The sequence below is a fragment of the Paenisporosarcina macmurdoensis genome (assembly GCF_042658845.1).
Classification (GTDB): Bacteria; Bacillota; Bacilli; order Bacillales_A; family Planococcaceae; genus Paenisporosarcina; species Paenisporosarcina macmurdoensis.
The window spans coordinates 459,017-477,967 of sequence record NZ_JBHSRI010000025.1; the positions used below are offsets into that span (position 1 = coordinate 459,017).

The 18,951-nt window shown below is 38.0% G+C and carries 15 protein-coding genes and 1 pseudogene; 12 read left to right on the top strand and 4 right to left on the bottom strand.

Translation table 11 applies throughout. The features are described from left to right. Window positions 1-579: 579 nt before the first annotated feature. From ACFPYN_RS15950 to ACFPYN_RS15965, 4 genes and pseudogenes are all read left to right on the top strand, one after another. Window positions 580-1,701 carry an amidohydrolase gene (locus ACFPYN_RS15950; protein ID WP_377735534.1) on the top strand — a complete coding sequence of 374 codons (1,122 nt, stop codon included), beginning with the start codon at window positions 580-582 and terminating at the stop codon, window positions 1,699-1,701. A 130-nt stretch (window positions 1,702-1,831) separates the two neighbouring features. Continuing rightward, window positions 1,832-2,551, top strand: coding sequence for a 3-ketoacyl-ACP reductase (locus ACFPYN_RS15955; protein WP_377735536.1), 720 nt, complete (start codon window positions 1,832-1,834; stop codon window positions 2,549-2,551). 168 nt (window positions 2,552-2,719) lie between these two features. Continuing rightward, window positions 2,720-3,771: pseudogene (gene cax, locus ACFPYN_RS15960) on the top strand (calcium/proton exchanger). Window positions 3,772-3,896: 125 nt separating this feature from the next. After that, the gene (locus ACFPYN_RS15965; RefSeq protein ID WP_377735538.1) at window positions 3,897-4,970 is read left to right on the top strand and encodes an FAD-dependent oxidoreductase; all 1,074 of its coding nucleotides are present in this window, start codon (window positions 3,897-3,899) and stop codon (window positions 4,968-4,970) included. 224 nt (window positions 4,971-5,194) lie between these two features. Here the strand turns inward: ACFPYN_RS15965 and ACFPYN_RS15970 are convergent, their stop codons facing one another. Further along, complete coding sequence (locus tag ACFPYN_RS15970) at window positions 5,195-5,458, bottom strand: hypothetical protein (protein WP_377735539.1); 264 nt, start codon at window positions 5,456-5,458, stop codon at window positions 5,195-5,197. Between the two features lie 108 nt (window positions 5,459-5,566). Between ACFPYN_RS15970 and ACFPYN_RS15975 the strand changes: the two genes are divergently transcribed. The 6 genes from ACFPYN_RS15975 (at window position 5,567) to ACFPYN_RS16000 (ending at window position 12,669) form a co-directional block, all read left to right on the top strand. Further along, window positions 5,567-6,754 carry an alanyl-tRNA editing protein gene (locus tag ACFPYN_RS15975; protein ID WP_377735540.1) on the top strand — a complete coding sequence of 396 codons (1,188 nt, stop codon included), beginning with the start codon at window positions 5,567-5,569 and terminating at the stop codon, window positions 6,752-6,754. A gap of 99 nt (window positions 6,755-6,853) precedes the next feature. Continuing rightward, the gene (locus ACFPYN_RS15980; RefSeq protein ID WP_377735541.1) at window positions 6,854-8,974 is read left to right on the top strand and encodes a type IA DNA topoisomerase; all 2,121 of its coding nucleotides are present in this window, start codon (window positions 6,854-6,856) and stop codon (window positions 8,972-8,974) included. An 11-nt stretch (window positions 8,975-8,985) separates the two neighbouring features. Further along, window positions 8,986-9,408 carry a protein-tyrosine phosphatase family protein gene (locus tag ACFPYN_RS15985; RefSeq protein WP_377735542.1) on the top strand — a complete coding sequence of 141 codons (423 nt, stop codon included), beginning with the start codon at window positions 8,986-8,988 and terminating at the stop codon, window positions 9,406-9,408. Between the two features lie 363 nt (window positions 9,409-9,771). Next, entirely contained in the window at window positions 9,772-10,197 is a 426-nt protein-coding gene (locus ACFPYN_RS15990; protein WP_108584905.1) for a hypothetical protein, read from the top strand. Window positions 10,198-10,377: 180 nt separating this feature from the next. Further along, window positions 10,378-11,175 carry an alpha/beta fold hydrolase gene (locus ACFPYN_RS15995; protein WP_377735543.1) on the top strand — a complete coding sequence of 266 codons (798 nt, stop codon included), beginning with the start codon at window positions 10,378-10,380 and terminating at the stop codon, window positions 11,173-11,175. A 246-nt stretch (window positions 11,176-11,421) separates the two neighbouring features. Next, window positions 11,422-12,669, top strand: a complete 1,248-nt coding sequence (locus tag ACFPYN_RS16000; protein ID WP_377735544.1) for a M48 family metallopeptidase — start codon at window positions 11,422-11,424, stop codon at window positions 12,667-12,669. A 119-nt stretch (window positions 12,670-12,788) separates the two neighbouring features. Here the strand turns inward: ACFPYN_RS16000 and ACFPYN_RS16005 are convergent, their stop codons facing one another. Together ACFPYN_RS16005 and trhA are read right to left on the bottom strand one after the other, a co-directional pair. Next, window positions 12,789-13,250: a transporter gene (locus ACFPYN_RS16005; protein ID WP_377735545.1), complete on the bottom strand. Its 462-nt coding sequence runs from the start codon at window positions 13,248-13,250 to the stop codon at window positions 12,789-12,791. Window positions 13,251-13,531: 281 nt separating this feature from the next. Further along, window positions 13,532-14,179, bottom strand: coding sequence for a PAQR family membrane homeostasis protein TrhA (trhA, locus tag ACFPYN_RS16010; protein WP_377735547.1), 648 nt, complete (start codon window positions 14,177-14,179; stop codon window positions 13,532-13,534). Window positions 14,180-14,321: 142 nt separating this feature from the next. On the opposite strand from trhA, the gene ACFPYN_RS16015 reads away from it, so the two are divergent. Further along, complete coding sequence (locus tag ACFPYN_RS16015; protein ID WP_377735549.1) at window positions 14,322-14,930, top strand: DUF1836 domain-containing protein; 609 nt, start codon at window positions 14,322-14,324, stop codon at window positions 14,928-14,930. Window positions 14,931-15,029: 99 nt separating this feature from the next. Further along, window positions 15,030-16,784, top strand: coding sequence for a DNA helicase RecQ (gene recQ, locus ACFPYN_RS16020; RefSeq protein ID WP_377735550.1), 1,755 nt, complete (start codon window positions 15,030-15,032; stop codon window positions 16,782-16,784). Window positions 16,785-17,068: 284 nt separating this feature from the next. Here recQ and ACFPYN_RS16025 read toward each other — a convergent pair whose 3' ends face one another. After that, window positions 17,069-18,565 (bottom strand): MDR family MFS transporter, encoded by a 1,497-nt coding sequence (locus ACFPYN_RS16025; protein ID WP_377735552.1) that lies wholly within the window; start codon window positions 18,563-18,565, stop codon window positions 17,069-17,071. Window positions 18,566-18,951: the final 386 nt, after the last annotated feature.

Consider the following 18,951-nt stretch of genomic DNA (forward strand, 5'->3'; position numbering starts at 1 on the left):
ATGTTAGATTTTCTGACATGAAGTATAAAAAAGGAGGGTTTCTTTAGACAAAAATAGCGGCTGTTGTAAAGACAACGGCCGCTACTACCTATTTATGATGTTGATTAATCGTGCAAATTTCACCTAAATAAATTCGTGCATTTTCCAACTAAGATAAAACCGCGATCATTATTTTTGTGCTTCAAAGAAAATAAATGCAAGAGTGTTTGTTTCATGGTAATGGAAATTCGAGAGTGAAAATCAGCTTAATGGACAACTAGTAACAATGAGTGGACGGAAATTGCTATTGAGTGGACGACCACACCCAGCGAGTGGACAGAAATCAAAGTTGAGTGGACAACAAACCATGATGAGTGGACAACCCGCTAAAGCATCGTGATTCCTCCAATAATAAAAAATAAATTCATAGTAGAAATAAGCTGATTATTCACCTAGGAAGGGGAATTTCGATTTAAAGAGAATTGTATGTAGAGTGTATCTACCAATGATTGTATCAAATAAGCTTAATGGAGTATGATAAATTTGGAAGTGAATATTTATACATAAAATTATCCACAGACCGATAAAAGGAGTAGACAGATGAAAATGGATCAGCAAATAGAACTACAAATTCAACAGTGGTTTTGTCATTTCCATGCCCACCCTGAAATAAGTTGGAATGAAATCAAAACAACGGCTAAAATCGCAACCATATTGGATGAGCTTGGCGTTAAATATCAGACATTTAGTGATGTTACGGGGCTAGTCGCTGAAATCGGAAGGGGCCCGGAAGTAGTTGCTGTTCGGGCGGATATCGATGCACTGTGGCAAGAAGTAGATGGAGTTTATCAAGCGAATCATTCATGTGGCCATGATGCTAATATCTCGATGGTTCTTGGCGCATTGCTTTATTTGCAAGGGCGTTCATTGGAAAAACGAGTTCGGTTTATTTTCCAACCTGCAGAAGAAAAAGGGAATGGTTCCATGGCGATGATGGATCGTGGGGCAGTGGATGATGTTACGTACTTATTTGGCATTCATTTACGACCAGTGGAAGAATTACCTTTTGGAAAAGTAACACCTTCTATCCATCACGGAGCTGGTGTTTTTTGTGAAGGTAAAATTGTAGGAGGGGATGCTCACGGCGCGCGTCCTCACCAAGGAAAGAATGCAATTGATGTCCTAGTTGCCATCCATCAATATATCAAGTCCATTTACGAATCACCATTTGAACCGTATTCGGTGAAACTGACAAACATGCACGCAGGTGGGGGAAGTCTAAATATTATCCCTGGGACGGCTACCTTTGCTATTGATGTTCGGGCACAATCCAATGCAGTATTAACACTCTTACAGGAAAAAGTGAGCGCAGGTCTTGCTCATATAGGGAATTTGTTTGATGTGGACGTATCATTCAAATGGAGTGATTACACGCCAGCTGCAGAGGTATCTGAGGAAGCTGCAAGCCTTGCAGGTGCAGCAATATGCGAAGTGGTAGGTGAAGAACATACAGCTCCCGCAGTTATTACTTCAGGGAGTGATGATTTTCACTTTTACACAATCAAGCATCCTTCAATAAAAGCGACCATGATAGGCGTGGGAGCAAACTTATCACCTGGTCTTCATCATCCTGACATGTCGTTTGACCACGACGCACTTGATATCGGTGCCCGAGCTCTTGCTGCTACCGTGTTGCGAGCAGCTCAACAAACTCGAGGATAGGATGAAGAAGAAGGTGTAGATGAGGCAGTTTTCTTTCAACCATTCTTTTGATTCGTTATACTGCCAATGAGGAAATTGCTTCTAATGAACCTTGAGGCATTCACTACATAAAGATTAGGAGGAATCCATTGTGTCAACAAATCTAAAAGGCAAAAACGCCATTATTACCGGTGCAGGACGTGGGATTGGTCGTGCTATAGCCATTGCTTTAGCATCTGAAGGTGTTAATGTAGGACTACTCGCTCGTTCGGAAGAACATTTGCAAGAAGTGGTAAAAGAAGCGGAAGCACAAGGTGTGAAAGCTGTTTTCGCAACGGCCGATGTTTCTTCAAATGACGAGGTCACGAAAGCCATTCATTCATTGACTAGTGAGCTTGGAACCGTTGATATTCTGATTAATAATGCAGGTATTGGGAAATTCGGTAAATTTATGGACCTTGAGGTTGAGGAATGGGAAAAAATTATTCAAGTCAATTTGATGGGTGTTTATTATGTAACACGTGCAGTATTACCTGGCATGATTGAACAGCAATCTGGAGATATTATTAATATTTCTTCTTCGGCAGGTCAAAAAGGTGCACCGATTACAAGTGCATACAGTGCATCAAAATTTGGTGTTATGGGCATTACAGAATCATTAGCGATGGAAGTACGCAAACATAATATTCGTGTATCTGCATTGACTCCTAGTACCGTAGCCACTGATTTAGCGATTGACAATGATTTAACAGATGGCAATCCTGATAAAGTGATGCAACCTGAAGATATCGCCGAATTTATCGTTTCGCAATTAAAATTAAATAAACGTATCTTTGTAAAAGAAGCTGGACTTTGGTCAACGAATCCATAGAATCTGCTTAAAAGATGATGCCAGGTAGAGAGAAGAATATCACTCTCTTACCTGGCATTTTGCTATTTTTGAAAAACAATTTCAAAACATGTGTAATATTTTCAGTTACTTGGGTATGGATAAGGAATATTATATTTCATTTCATTTCATTAATTGGAGAGTGACGGTATGAATCGGATTTTTACTATTCTTGTTATGATTGGAGTACCATTAACAGCGATAGGATCGTTTTTGCATTGGTCTAGTATCGCGATGTTTATGATATGTTCAGTAACTGTTATTGCCATTTCAAGTTTCATGGGACGAGCAACAGAGAGTCTTGCGATAGTAAGTGGACCTCGTATTGGTGGTTTATTGAATGCCACATTTGGAAACGCGGTTGAATTAATTATCTCGATATTTGCCTTGCAAGCTGGATTAACTGGTGTGGTTTTAGCATCATTAACGGGATCAGTGTTGGGGAACTTATTGTTAGTAGGAGGGCTTTCCTTTTTCTTAGGAGGCATTAAATTTAAAAGACAAAAATTCAGTATTCACGATGCACAGCATAATTCTGGATTGCTTGTTTTTGCAGTCATTGTGGCATTTGTTATTCCAGAAATCTTTTCAATGTCCATGAACGAGACGAAAACGCTGCAATTGAGCGTCGGTATTTCGGTTATTATGATTGTTTTGTATTTAGCAGGACTATTTTTCAAATTGGTCACACATCGTGGAGTGTATGCCCATAGCGAAGAAGGTCTAGAATCGGAACATGAAGAACCAGAATGGACGAAGAAGAAATCATTAACTTAGTAGTAGCGACTTTAGCGGTTGCGTTTGTATCTGAAAGTCTGGTCCATACATTTGAAGCAGTTGGAGAACAATTTGGATGGTCTGAACTATTTATCGGGGTCATCATTGTAGCGATTGTCGGAAATGCAGCAGAGCATTCATCTGCAATTATAATGGCAATGAAAAATAAGATGGATGTCGCTGTGGAGATCGCTATTGGTTCCACATTGCAAATCGCCATGTTTGTAGCACCGGTACTAGTCATTATTTCTTTGTTTATGCCAACTGCCATGCCATTGGTATTTACGATTCCAGAACTCGTTGCCATGGCGACGGCTGTATTATTAACAATTAGCGTATCTAACGACGGCGAGTCCAACTGGTTTGAAGGGCTCACATTACTGGCAGCATATTTAATAATGGGCATAGGGTTTTACTTGTTGTAAGGGTAAAAGTTTAGAGAAAATAATGTGCTAGGCATCCAGTTGGTCTATGGGCTATAAAAACGTCCTGCTAAAGACTTTGGTGACTGGCACTTTCGCTTTGATGATATAAGAAAAGGGGTGAGCAGATGGTGGATATTTTGTTAGTGGGAGGTGGACACGCGCATTTAGGAATTTTGCGTAGAATCCGAATGAAGGCGGTCGATTACCGAGTAACACTCATTTCAGCTTCAACTTACCAATATTATTCGGGAATGTTTTCTGGATTTACGGAAGGACTATATTCAGAACAAGAGATTCGAATAAATGTAGAAGAGTTATGCCAGCAATCAGGTGTAACGTTTATTAAAGATACGATTGTTCATGTAGATGCTACTAACCGGAAATTAGTTGGTACTACTGGCATAGAATATGGTTTTAAGTTAGTTTCATTTGATATAGGGTCAAACATTGGGTCATTAGATGGGTCAATTAAGCAAATAGAAATCAAACCAAATTACGTGTTCCCTAATGAAATTCATACATTTCGTGAAACAGCGTTTCCTGTTGTTGTGGGTGGTGGGGCTGCAGGTGTTGAAATGGCATTGTCGGTTCAAGCGTGGCGACTTAATAATGGATATAAATCGAATGTCACAGTTATCAGCTCTTCGCCCCTTTTATCTTCGGTCAGCGAAAAAGCCTCATCTAAAATAATGAAAATTGTTAAACAAAAAGGAATTGTAGTTCATGATCAAGATGAAATACAAGAGACGTCTAGACAGCAATTGACTACAAAAAAGGGAAGGAGAATAGCGTGCTCGCAACTACTTCCTTTAACCGGAGCAAAAGCGAGTACTTTATTCGCTGAATCATCACTAACACTTGATGAAAATGGGTTTTTACTAGTTGAAAGTACATTGCAAGTGAAAGATTATCCCTGGGTTTTTGGCGCAGGGGATTGTGTAACCATTCGTACGAATCCGGAGTTACCTAAAAACGGTGTGTTTGCTGTGAGACAGGAACCTGTATTATGGGAGAATATCAATCTCTATTTAACAGGTAAACCCTTAAAAAGCTTTGTACCTCAGAAGAAATTCTTATCGATTTTGTCCGTGGGTCAACAACAAGGACTTATTACATATGGTAGACATGCGTTTTATGGAAGATGGGCTTGGCGTCTAAAACATAGTATAGATATGAAATTCATGAATAAACACAAGTGACATCACATCAAAAAAGCCTTTGATCACAATTCAAATACACATCATAATGTCAAAAGTTCTTGAATGGCTTCATCCGCTTGGAGGGTTTTTCTTATTGGATTTTTGAAGAGCGAGTGCTCATTTGGAAAATACTCCTCAAAGTTGGGGGGAATCGTGGTTCGAGTTGGAATCAAGATATTTTGCAGCTTGAACGAAGGATGCCCAAACAGAAAAAGCTTTTGACATTAATCAGTCAAAAGCTTTTTCTGTGTCAGTGTATCAACATATTGGGCAATTTCTGAAATCGACTGAAATTGTTGCCCTGTATTGCGGTAAATTGAATTAAGGATATCCAGTTCATTAGATGCAGGATTAGTAACTTTTTTATAACCCGAAATCGTTGGATCGAAAAAACTGCCTATCATAAGTTCACGAAACTTATGAGGAATGTCCATCCGATTCTTACTGTGTGGAGCATTAGATATTTGTTGTCGTAAGTCTATATTCATTCCATGGCTCCTCGATACAAAATGATGGTACAGTATTCTATATACCCATTTTCATTGCTTTTTACACAAATGCAGGTCAAAACTGTGCCATTAAAGGAGTTCGTTTAAGTGAAACGTAAATTATTTTATGTAGATCCATACCAACAAAGAGGTATCACGGAAGTTGTAACTTTAGCAAAAGACGACTTAGAAAGATGGTACGTCACTTTAGAAGAAACTTTATTTTTTCCGACTGGTGGAGGTCAGCCTAATGATGTCGGCCGAATCAAAGACATAGTGGTTTTTGATGTGGAAGAAGTTGAAGGCGAAATTCGACATTACATTGCCGAGCCCTCACTAGAAGTAGGCGAATCAGTAGACATGGAAATTAATTGGCACCGTCGCTTCGATTTTATGCAACAACATACAGGTCAACATATCTTGACTGCATCTTTCGTCGAGTTATTTGGCATTCAAACGACTAGTTTTCATTTAGGCAAAGAAATAGTAACAATTGATCTTGATGTGAAAAAGGTTTCTGATGAGCAGTTGCTTGAGGTAGAAAAACGAGCAAATCAAATCATACTTGAAAATCGTCTCATTGAAACCAAGTGGGTCAGCAAAGACGAACTAGATGCGTATCCTCTACGAAAACAAGTGGCTGTCGAGGAAGATATTCGATTAGTCATTATTCCAGATTTTGATTATAACGGTTGTGGAGGAACTCATCCCTCATCAACTGGTCAAATCGGAACAATAAAAATTCTTGACACAGAAATGCAAAAAGGCAATGTGCGGCTTCATTTCGTTTGTGGCAACAGAGTGGTAGATCAACTTCATCGCAAACAAAAAACATTGCAAGAAGTGACTCAGTTATTAAGCGCTTCAGAAGATGGAGTGGTCAAATCGGTTAAAGTGTTATTGGAAAATGGCAAGAAACTGGAGAAGACGCTTGAAGAAGCCCATCAACAATTGCTGAACTACGAAGTCAAAGAACTTCTTGGTAACCAGAAAGAAGAAACTGTGTCCATTGAGCGTGTATTCCGACACCGTTCAATACAGCAATTACAAAAACTTGCACGCCTTACCGTTGCAGAGGCAACAAATAGTCAGTTAATTTTTATCGCAGAAAATGATGGTTTACTACAAGTTGTATTAGCACGAGGAACTGACAATCAAGCGAATATGAAACAATTAATTGTTCAAATCCTGCCACTCATAAATGGCAAAGGGGGAGGTTCGGAAAACTTCGCTCAAGGAGGCGGCGAGACGGACTTAACTGGTGAACAATTATTGGAGAAAATTCATTCGTTTTAATATATTGAAATAGCAAAGTCTTTATGCATAAAGTAGAATATGCGTTCGGTAAATGCTATAATTTCCCTAAAGATTTATATAAAGAAAGGTGGGGGTTTGGTGAAACCAGTGATTATTGCAGAAAAGCCAAGTCAGGCAAAAGCGTATGCAGATGCTTTCAAAGTGAAAAAGAATGAAGGTTTTTTTGATGTGCAGCCATGTGAAGCGTTTCCACAAGGTGCCTATATTACTTGGGGAATCGGTCATTTAGTCGAGCTGCGTGATCCAAAGTCTCATGACCCGAAGTGGACAAAGTGGTCACTTCAAACGTTGCCTATATTACCAGTAGAGTTTCAGTTTCAAGTTGCCAAAGGAAAGGCGAAGCAATTTGGTATTATCAAAAAACTAATCTATGAAACGGATACCGTAATAAATGCGTGTGACGTTGATCGCGAAGGGTCTAATATTTTCTATAGTATTTTTGATTACACACGCGCGCGCAATAAAACAATCAAACGGTTATGGATCAATTCACTAGAAGTAGATGAAGTACGTAAAGGATTTCTTCAGTTACAAGATAATCGCAAAGATTTGTTAATGTACGAAGAAGCCAAGGCACGTCAAATGAGTGATTGGCTCGTTGGCATGAATGGCTCCCGACTTTACACGCTCCTCATTCAACAAAAAGGAATTCGAGAAGTGTTTTCCATTGGCCGAGTTCAATCACCTACTGTTTATCTAATTTACCAACGTGCTCTTGAAATAGAACGCTTTGTTCCTGAAGCTTTTTTTGAATTAGAAGGAACGTTCCAGGCTGAACACGGTTCATATAAAGGAAAAGTGAAAGGCAAAATGAAGGCGATCGAAGAAGCCCAAGAACTTTTACAAAAACATCTAATAAACGGGACACTACCAGGAACGGTTCAGCAATTAAAGAAGGAAGACAAAAAAATACTGCCTCCAAAATTGCATGCTTTATCAACTATTCAAGCCACTGCCAATCGCAAGTGGAAATACAGTCCTGCGAAAGTATTGTCAACGATGCAAAGTTTATATGAAAAGAAACTCGTCACCTATCCTAGAACAGATACTCAATTCATTACACCAAATGAATTTTCGTATCTTGAAAGCCAAGTGGAAGCATATCAACAGTTAATCCAACAACCTTTCGACGTTGTTTCAAGAAAACCAAGTAAACGCTATGTCGACAGTTCAAAAGTACAGGAGCATTATGCCATTATTCCTACTAAAAAAATCCCGACTGAGAGAGTTTTGGCTGGTTTGCCAAGTGAAGAACGAAATTTATATGAAGAAGTTTTACGAACCACGCTAGCCATGTTTCATTCAAATTACTTATACCAAGAAACGACAGTGACGACAGAAGTAAATGGACTTGCATTTTTTTCGACGGGTAAAACGGAAATAGACAAGGGTTGGAAAGAGTTGTTTTCAAATGACAAAGAACCTAAAGGGACGAAAGAGCCGACCTTGCCAAAGCTTGTACTTCATGAACAAGTGAAAAGCAAAGTAGCGATTAAAGAAGGTCAAACTACGCCACCAAAGCCATATACCGAAGGTCAACTTATTGCCATGATGAAAACATGTGGAAAGTTTGTGGAAGATGCTACCGAAACTGAAATTCTAAAAGAAGTAGAAGGTCTCGGGACAGAAGCGACTCGAAGCGGAATTATTGAAACCATTAAGCGACACGGGTATATTGAAGTGAATAAAAACATCGTTGCTATAACAGAAAAAGGACGAGTTCTTTGTGAAGCTATCGAAGGTAACTTACTTGCAAGCCCTGCAATGACAGCGAAATGGGAAGCATATTTGAAAAAAATAGGCACTGGCACAGGATCTTCAGAATTGTTTTTAGGAAGCATTGCCAAATTTTTAAATCACTTGATTCAAGAAGTCCCAGCTCAACTTCACGATAAGACTTTTCACATGACAACAACTGAAACCTCTGTAGCTAGAAAAGAAATTGCAACTTGTCCTACGTGTCAAAAAGGAACCATTATTTCCAGAAAGAATTTTTATGGCTGCTCTGCTTATAAAGAGGGCTGCAAGCAGACGTTTCCAGCTAATTATTTAAAGAAGCGTTTATCGGACAAACATATTGAAGATTTATGTACACAGGGTAAAACACAAGGAATAAAAGGTTTTGTTTCTAAAACAGGTAAAAATTTCGATGCAAAACTTGTCTTAACGAATGGTCAACTTAAATTAGATTTCCTTTAGGAGGATTACAAATGAATGAAAAACATTACCAAGCGTTAATCGATGATCGTATTTTTGTAGGTGGAGTTGCAGATGTAGAAAGCGCAATAGAAGATGAAAAAATTGATGTCGTCTACGATTTGCGGGCAGAAGTTGCAGCATCTACCAGCCATATTAGTAAACATCAACCAATTGTAGATGACGGCGAATTTCAAGATGAGTCTATACGTACAGGAGTAAAGCAAATTGTTCAAGATTACCAAGAAGGTAAGAAAATTTTCTTCCATTGTAATTCAGGACGTGGTCGCACGGGAACAATGGCAGTAGCTACGTTAATGGAACTTCGTTTAGCAGATACAATTGAAGAAGCCGAAGCAAAAGTGAAAATGATTCGACCTGAAATCGATGTGAAACCTCAATTCAAAGAAGCATTAAAGCGAATATATGGAGCATAAATAGCATAGAATAAGTAAGTAATCTTCTGAATTGAAGGTTGCTTGCTTTTTTTGAGTGAGCATAAAAATCCTGGATTTTGATTTGCCGCAACCTCGTGTTATTAAGATGCCTAAAGTTACAGGTAGGTTATTCGTTTTGAGTGGTTCATTTCAAGGCGTTCACCAATAAAGTTCTCATGCAAATGCATCAAAAAATTATTATTAATTGTAAAGAATAACTTAAATCCCTTGAACAGCAAGGATTGTATGCTTCGACAAAATTTTTAAAATGGTCGTAAGGGAACTTTTAACCGATTTAGTAAGTGAAATTTCATTAAAAAAGGTGTATACTTACATTAAGAGAACTTTTAGAAGAGGTGAAGTATGGAGAAAGATCAAATTCCAAGTGCAGTCAACAAGGACTTCTTGACAAATGAATTAGGGTTAATTCAACACTTAAATACAACCATATTTAAGAAAAGAGATTTTTTTGTATTGTCACCGTCAGTTCAAAACAAGTCTAATGGATTTGATTTAAGAGAAGTTAGCTTGAACAAATATAATCGAATCGCTCATAATGGATATTTACTTATTCGTTACAAAGAACGTTTCTTGATTGCAAAACTTGCTAATTTCAGAAAAAAAATGATGCGTGAAGAACTTAAAGCAACTAGTACTTCGAAAACGTCTCATTGGAAGTTTATTGTTAAGGAATCTCCTACATTACACGTCGTTTGTCAAACTGACAGTGATGAAACGTATCCCCTACAAGAGCCATCAAGTAATCAATTAATTAAATTCTTTCAATAAATAATGGAAAGCATGCGTATACATCATACGTATGCTTTTTTTGTTGCGAAAAGAATGAATTTGTAAAATTACTATGTATTTTTTTGTTGCTATTTATACAAAAAATTTAAATTCTTGCTTAAAAGTTTTGAAATACGGGTATTTGTATGACAAAACCTAAAATGGGAGTTGTAAAAAGTTATGATTATGAGAGATCATCATCAAATAGAATTATCAAATCTGACGTTAGCGTATCAAGATAGTGGAGAAGGAGATGCTATCGTGTTGCTTCATGGTTTTTGCGGAAGCCATGCTTATTTCGACAAAATAATCCCCACCTTATCTGAAAGGAATCGAGTCATTGTGCCGGATTTACCTGGACATGGTGATTCCACTTTTCCTAAAGGAAATTATGAGATGGAGTATATGGCGGATACGTTAAAAGAGTTATTAGACGGTTTGAATTTGGATAAAGTAACGTTATTTGGCCATTCTTTAGGCGGATACATAACATTGGCATTTGCAGAAAAGTATGAGGAACGACTTCATGGGTATTCATTAATTCATTCAACAGCACTTCCGGATTCTGAGGATGCAAAAGAAGGTCGGAATGCGGCGATTGAAAAAGTAGAATCGGAAGGTGTTTCATCACTGATTAATGATTTGATTCCGAAGTTATTTGCTCCTGAAAATTTGGAGTCACATGCAGAAGATGTGGAAAAAGCAAAAAATATTGGCTATGAAACAACTAATGAAGGTGCAATCGGCATGCTAAAGGCAATGAAAAATCGTCCGGATCGAAATCATGTATTAAAGAACAGCAATCTGCCTGCCCTTCTAATTGCGGGTGAAAAAGATCAAGTGATACCTCCTGAAAAAACATTTTCAGTGCATAAAGATACTATTTCACAAGCATTAATTAAAGGTTCTGGTCATATGAGCATGATGGAGAAGCCGGAAATCCTAATATCCGAAATCCAACATTTTTTAAAATCCTAATGGCTAATTAACGTAAAAAACCAATGTTCTCTTGAACATTGGTTTTTTACTTTTTTAATGTGGGTTAGCATGTGGATAGAAAAGGAATTGAGGAAAATCGGTGGAGTACCTGTAACTCCTATACCAGAATAATTAACAAAAAGATTATTTGAATATATTCCCATTATTTAAGATATTGACTTTATACTAATCATCCTATAATTTTAGAGAGTTATGTAATTTTTATACAAAAGGGGAAACGAACAAGTGAAGACACCAAGTTTAACATCAGACAGAGAAACAATTTATTTTATCCTAAGTATTATTTTTAGTGTTTTTATCTACATTTTCGTTGCCGTTTCAATCATTGGAATTGGTATAGCGGTTTCAATTTTAGCGATTATACTGTATGCAAATTTAATTATGCTTGGATCCATTAGAGGGAATGGCATTCGTATTCAACAAAATCAATTCCCGGATGTATATGAGCGCGTGGTGGCTTTGTCTAACACGATGGGTTTGAAACGTGTCCCGGACGTATTTATCGTACAATCCGAAGGTGTATTAAATGCGTTTGCAACACGTTTCCTCGGACGAGATATGGTTGTCATTTATTCAGAGGTATTTGAACTTGCTAGACAAGGTGGAGCAGCTGAATTAGATTTTATCATTGCCCATGAACTGTCCCATATTAAACGCCGACATGTTTGGAAGAACATTCTTTTAGTACCGGCCAATTTCATTCCTTTCTTATCAGAAGCTTATAGCCGTTCATGTGAATATACATGTGACCGAGAAGCTGCTTATTATACTCAAAATGGCATTGCAGCAAAACGGGCTTTAACGATTTTAGGTTCAGGTAAAGATTTATATGTAGAAGTAAATGAACAAGCCTATTTAGAGCAAATCAAGAGTGAGTCAAATGTTGCCGTTTGGTTAAGTGAAGTATTATCGAGTCACCCACGTTTGCCGAAACGTATTCAAGCGATTGGTCAATATATGAACGTGGAAGGAACTCCTTCCTATAAACCAAATCAAGGGAAAATCGCTCTTGGTGTGGCATTATTATTTGGTGGACTGTTCGGTGTCTACATGTTAACGATCTTGTTATTCACAGCAGGCACAGTTGTATACGCTAAGTTAATTCCTGATTTTCTTCCAGAAGAATTTTCTGAAATGGAACCGTCTGAAGGAGAGACTCCCCTTATGACTGCTGTCTACAATGGAGATGCGGAAGAAGTAAGAGGTTTAATTGAAGAAGGGTTCGATTTAGAAGCAAAAGATGCTGATGGCTATACAGCTTTACACTATACAACATTCTCTGGAGAAAATGAGATAGCACTAGTTTTATTAGAAGCTGGAGCAGATCCAAATTCTCAAGACGATTATTCAAATGTACTAGTGAATGCAATATACAGTGAAAACTATGAATTAGCATCGATGCTTTATGATTATGGAGCGGATCCAGCAAGATCCATCAGGCGAGTCTGCTTATTCCGTTCTAGATGTGGATAACGAAGAAGATTTTCTACGTATGATAAAAGAGTAAGTACCTCATATGAAAGAGGACGTTGCGAAAGTCAGGATTGCCGACTTTCAAAACGTCCTCTTGTTTTAATTGAGAATAAATTTACTTAAAAACATTGGAAAGATGTAATTCTGTCTAAATCCGTTCCATAGTAACTCCATCTGCGTCCATTCCATCTAAATCCAGCAACGGATTCACGACCGACGAATGTTGGATAAAGCCAGAAAGAACGACCGTTTCTTAGCCATACATAAGTAAAGCGGAACAAACATCCACGAATTGCACCAGGATCTACTGCAAATATTTGTGCTCCGCCTCGAGCTCCAGCAGGTTGTTGTGGAACGAATGATGGTGGTGGTCCAGTTGGTGCGCCAGTTGATGGTGGGCCACCTCCAGGGAAACCAGGACCTTGACCAGGAAATCCTCCTTGACCTGGGAAACCAGGTGGTCTCATTTGACCAGGGGGACTTGGGAATCCAAAGCCTGGCCCTCCTTGACCAGGAAAGCTTGGTCTTCCAAAGTTAGGTGAGTCATCACGGGGGAGAAATGGGAAAAATTGATTAACCAAAAATGGGTACCTCCTTTAATCTGTATTCGAGTTAGTATATGGCTTTATCGGAGAATAGTTTGGGTGCTATAGATAGGCATAATAGGAGAGGAAATCGGAAGAACGCAAAAAAAATGCCATGCACCTAGACGATTATGGAGAAGAACTCCATAATCGCGCAAGGTGATTGGCACGCTCAAAACATTTAGCAAAAGCTTCTTGGAGAGTGGTTTCCGACCATTCAACTTGGTTTTCCGACCATTCACTTGCAGAAAGACACCGTATGCCTCATATCACACATTTTATAACACATACATATAAACGCATAAGAAGTGGAATATCGATCCTAATAAAATGAAGATGTGGAAGATTTCATGGAAGCCAAGAAATTTAGATTGTAAAAATGATGGTTTTGCACCGTAAATAATCCCGCCAATTGTGTACATTAAGCCACCTAAAACGAGTAACCAGAGACCCGTGGAGCTTAATGCCTCAGATAGAGGTAAAGCTAGGAACACGATGATCCATCCCATTCCTATATAGAGGCCAGTAGAAAGCCATCTTGGAGAGTTGAACCATACCATTTTAAAAAGAATTCCAGCGATTGCGATGCCTGAAATAACCGAAAATAACACAAATCCTGTAGAGCCGTTTAAGGCGATTAAACAAAAAGGGGCATACGATCCAGCAATTAATAAGAAGATCATTGAGTGGTCAAGTCTTCTTAAAAAAGCAATGACTCGGTCACTTTTAAGCACCATATGGTAAATGGCTGAAGTTGAATACAATAAAATCATGCTAGCTCCAAAGATTGTCACAGCAACGAAATGCAAAGGTGGTGCCGCATTTATTGATGCCTTAAATATCAAAGCAATTAACGCAACAACTGACAGAACGGCACCGACTAAATGTGACAATGAATTAAAAGGTTCTCGAATATAAGTGTGCAATTTAATACCTCCACGGTTATAAGTAGTTATTTATACTACTTATAACAATATACGTATATCGCCATATGGTCAACATTTACGATTGCTAATTTTTACGTTACAATTACACGAGTAAATGTTAATGAAAATAGAGGGATGTTAAATGGAAAACACAAAAGACATACTCAATAAACTTTCTTTAGAAAACAATATTTCACTTCAGGAAATGCCCGATATTGATTTATATATGGATCAAGTCATTCAATTATTTGATCATACGTTTAAAACGATTAAACGCAATGCTGATGAAAAGATTTTAACGAAAACAATGATAAACAACTATGCAAAAGGAAAGCTTTTTATTCCAATTAAAAATAAAAAGTATTCAAAGAAGCATCTCATTTTAATCAGTTTGGTCTACCAACTAAAAGGTTCTTTATCCATCAATGACATCAAATCTACTTTGGATGTCATTAACGATAAATTGACAAATGAAGACTTTGAACTTGAAAAATTCTACAAAAGTTTTCTATCCATTCAACAAAGAAATGCGGTAGACTTCGAGCAGGAATTCCAAAAAAGAGCAAACGACGCACATAGTGAAGTGGCTAAAATGGAAGAAAGCGATAGAGACCATCTAGAGAAAATCCTCTTAATCCTCTCTCTCGTCAACATTAGTAACTCATATCGCAAAGCGGCAGAACTGTTAATCGACGAATTAAAAGAAGAGACGATAAAAGGGACTAGCACTCCAATCAACAAAAAAGCTTAATTCCTATTAAAAAGCGTATTCTAGCTCGAATTACGAATACTTTAAATACTCATAAAAAGTGCCTGGCACTTTCAACCTGAAACAGAAGGAGTGACCACATTGTTAGACCAAGCAAGAAAGTATCTGCAAACCTACTTTGGTTATGAAACTTTTAGAACTGGACAAGAACAGGTAATTAATCAAGTGCTAAATGGAGAGAATTCCATTTGTGTTATGCCAACTGGTGGAGGAAAGTCCATTTGTTATCAGATTCCAGCATTGGTTTTAGAAGGAACCACCATTGTTGTTTCTCCACTTATCTCACTAATGAAAGATCAAGTTGATACATTAATAGAAGCGGGAATTCACGCTGCTTATATCAATAGCTCACTGAGTCATGAAGAAGTACGAGACGTGATGTACGATGTTCAACGAGGTGCGGTTAAACTTTTATATATCGCTCCAGAACGATTAGACTCGCAGTCGTTTTTAAATGAATTACGTGGAATACCAGTACCTTTAATTGCGGTAGACGAGGCGCATTGTATTTCGCAATGGGGTCATGATTTCCGACCAAGTTATCGTTTAATTAGCAGAATGACGGAGTTGTTTCCAAATACGCCTACTGTCCTTGCATTAACTGCAACTGCAACACCTCAAGTACGCGAAGATATTTGCCGCATTCTCCAAATTACTGAAGAAAATACAGTGATGACTGGATTTGAACGGTCTAATTTAACATTTTCAGTAATACGTGGACAAGACCGTGAAAAGTTTGTTAAAGACTATGTAATGAAAAATGAAAACGAATCAGGGATCATTTACGCCGCGACACGAAAAACAGTTAATCATATTTATGAGATGCTTCAAAAACGTGGGATTAGCGTAGCGAAATATCATGGCGGGATGTTCGATGAGGACCGTAGCTACGAGCAGGAAAGGTTCTTAAAAGACGAAGTTCAAGTGATGGTCGCAACGAATGCATTTGGAATGGGAATCGATAAATCAAACATTCGCTATGTCATTCATTATCAGTTGCCTAAAAATATGGAAAGTTATTATCAAGAAGCAGGCCGTGCTGGTCGAGATGGATTACCTAGTGCATGTACGGTGTTGTATGCTTCTCAAGACGTCCAAACTCAGCGGTTTTTAATTGACCAAGCACAAGATCCAAGTCGTATTCCTGGAGAACTGATTAAGTTGCAGGGTATGGTCGACTATTGTCATACAGAAAATTGCTTGCAGCAATTTATTATTCAATATTTTGGGGACACGTATGCAGACAATTGTGGGCAATGTAGCAATTGTACCGACCAACGTGAAAGTCAAGATGTCACACAAGACGTTCAAATGGTCCTTTCATGCGTCATTCGAATGGGTCAAAAATTCGGTAAAACGTTAATCGCTCAAGTATTAACAGGATCTCGAAATAAAAAAGTATTAGAATTTAGATTCGATAAACTATCAACTTATGGAATTTTAAAACACTATAATGCTAAAGATGTAGCGAATTTAATGGAATTTATGATATCACAGGAATTATTAGCTGTAGATCAAGGGTCATTTCCAACTGTCTATGTGACTGAGCAAAGTAAAGAAGTACTAAAAGGCAATCGCCAAGTATTGCGAAAAGGTGCGATCGTCACGCAGCAGGTTGCCGACAATGATCCGTTATTTGAAGAACTTCGAGTACTTAGAAAGCAATTGGCTGATGAATCAAATGTACCGCCTTTTGTTGTTTTTTCAGATAAAACATTAAAAGACATGTGTGCTAAACGACCGAAAAACGATGGAGAATTTCTTGAAGTCAGTGGTGTCGGTGCTAACAAACTCGAGAAATACGGGGAAGCATTTTTGATCGCCATTAATCAATGAGTAAAAGGATTTCGAATTATATAAAAGTCCTCTGGTGAAAATAATAAAGGTTTCATCTTGGAACACATTGTCCATCAGTTCTACATTTATTTGTTTGGGAATGGTAAAGCATGCTGTTGATATTGAAAGAAACGAGTACATTTGTCCTAGCACAAGGACGATAAATGAACAACTTAAACTGAGCCATTTGTTAAGAAATAATCTATTAAAGAAGGGCTTTTCCCATCGTCATTAATCATGACAGATAGGAAAAGCCCTTTTGACTGTTTTTCTATAAGATATAGTTATTTATCTTTTGACACTTCTAACTTCTCATTGCCCATAAAGTAAACAGCGACGATCGCGATGGCAATCGGGAGGAGTGACCATAAGAATGTAGCTGAAATGGAATTAGACATGGCGTTGATGATGACATCCAAAATATTTGGTGGGATCATCTGCCGTTGTTCAGGTTGAAAAACAGTTTGTAAATTGTCGATTGTCTGTGTTGCTTCACTAGAACTACCTAGCTTCGCTTGAATTTCACTAGTCAACAGTTTGGTTTGCAAGGATCCAAATATTGTGATCCCAAGCGCCAACCCCAGTGAGCGGAAAAAGGAATTGGTTGAGTTGGCAGAACCGCGATGATGATATTCCATCTTGTGCATACTTGCTGAAGGTAATAATGAGAATGAGAATCCTACACCCAAACCAACTAATACCATAAATAGACTAAGTAGTACGCGACTTGTTTCAGGAGAAATCGTTGACATCAGAGCCATACCGATTGCATAGAAAACCACTGAAATCGCCATGATTTTCTGATAAGAAATTTTGGTTTGAGTAATCCCCGCAAAAGCACTTCCCGCAACAGAACCAAGTAACATTGGCATCAATATAAAGCCAGCATTTGTGGCAGAACCGCCGTACACGGCTTGTACAAAAATTGGGATGAATATTGTCAATCCAACAAACGTGGCTCCATATAAAAATGCCAGTACTTGTGATGATGCGAATAAGCGATTTTTAAACATCCAAAATGAAATGATTGGTTCTGATGCTTTTGTTTCTGCCCATAAAAATACGATGGAAAACACAATAAAAATGCCGAATAACGTGTAACTTTGCCACGAATTCCATGCGAATTCCTTACCACCAAGCTCCAGTCCAAACATCAGACTTACGACAGCTGTTATCAGAGTAATTGCTCCAAGCCAATCTATTTTTAATTTCGCGGTTTGCTTGGTCTCTTTGTAGAATTTTAAAATCAAGAACAACGATACAATTCCGATTGGAACGTTCACATAAAACACCCAGTGCCAACTAATAGTGTCTGTAATAAAAGCACCAAGTAAAGGCCCCAGAACGCTGGAAGCGCCGAAAACTGCTCCCAATAAACCGGTCATTTTACCTCGTTTTTCAGGAGGGAATATATCGAAGACAATCGTAAAGGCTATTGGCATTAAGGCGCCGCCACCGATACCTTGAATAGCTCGGTATACGGCCAATTGAGGTACAGACTGCGCAATCCCGCATAAAGCTGATCCGATTAAGAAGATAGTTATTCCAAAGACGAAGAAGCGCTTACGTCCATACATATCTGACAATTTGCCGAAAATGGGCATCCCAGCCAATACGGCAACAGCGTAAGCCGAAGTAATCCATACATAACTCTCAACTCCACCTAAATCAGCTAATATCGATCCCAGTGCCGTCGCAACAATCGTGTTGTCCATTGCTGCCATCAAAATAGCTAACATCAAGCCTGTCACTACAAGGCGTAATTTTGATTTTTCTACCATATTAATTTCTCCTCTAATGTAAAAATATATAAAGTGCATACTGTAAAATAGTATAGCAATAGAGTTCTTGAAAGAGAAATTTCATAATGCGATTGTATTGGAGAATGCGCTCCATAATTTGGCCGTATAGATGAAGGATGAAAGTTAATTTAAAAATTGGAATAATAATCAAGTAGAGTTGAAATTAGAAAAATTAAAACGTTGAAAAGAATTGATAAAATGGTGAAAATCCGTGAGCTTAAGTGATGAAGTAGAATTCATTCGAAAACAAAGAGTGAAGGTATACGAAGAACATTCAAAAGTTATTCCGCAAGGTCATGAAGATACTTTGAGTAAGTCAATGTTAACTGGATGATTTATTTTTAATAGAAATTAAATTAAGCCAA

What these genes read in the sequence shown, in the direction of transcription:
- ACFPYN_RS15950 (WP_377735534.1), top strand. Translation starts at nt 580, where the DNA reads ATGAAAATGGATCAGCAAATAGAACTACAAATTCAACAGTGGTTTTGT.
- ACFPYN_RS15965 (WP_377735538.1), top strand. Translation starts at nt 3,897, where the DNA reads ATGGTGGATATTTTGTTAGTGGGAGGTGGACACGCGCATTTAGGAATT.
- ACFPYN_RS15970 (WP_377735539.1), bottom strand. Translation starts at nt 5,458, where the DNA reads ATGAATATAGACTTACGACAACAAATATCTAATGCTCCACACAGTAAG.
- ACFPYN_RS15985 (WP_377735542.1), top strand. Translation starts at nt 8,986, where the DNA reads ATGAATGAAAAACATTACCAAGCGTTAATCGATGATCGTATTTTTGTA.
- ACFPYN_RS15990 (WP_108584905.1), top strand. Translation starts at nt 9,772, where the DNA reads ATGGAGAAAGATCAAATTCCAAGTGCAGTCAACAAGGACTTCTTGACA.
- ACFPYN_RS15995 (WP_377735543.1), top strand. Translation starts at nt 10,378, where the DNA reads ATGATTATGAGAGATCATCATCAAATAGAATTATCAAATCTGACGTTA.
- ACFPYN_RS16015 (WP_377735549.1), top strand. Translation starts at nt 14,322, where the DNA reads ATGGAAAACACAAAAGACATACTCAATAAACTTTCTTTAGAAAACAAT.
- ACFPYN_RS16025 (WP_377735552.1), bottom strand. Translation starts at nt 18,565, where the DNA reads ATGGTAGAAAAATCAAAATTACGCCTTGTAGTGACAGGCTTGATGTTA.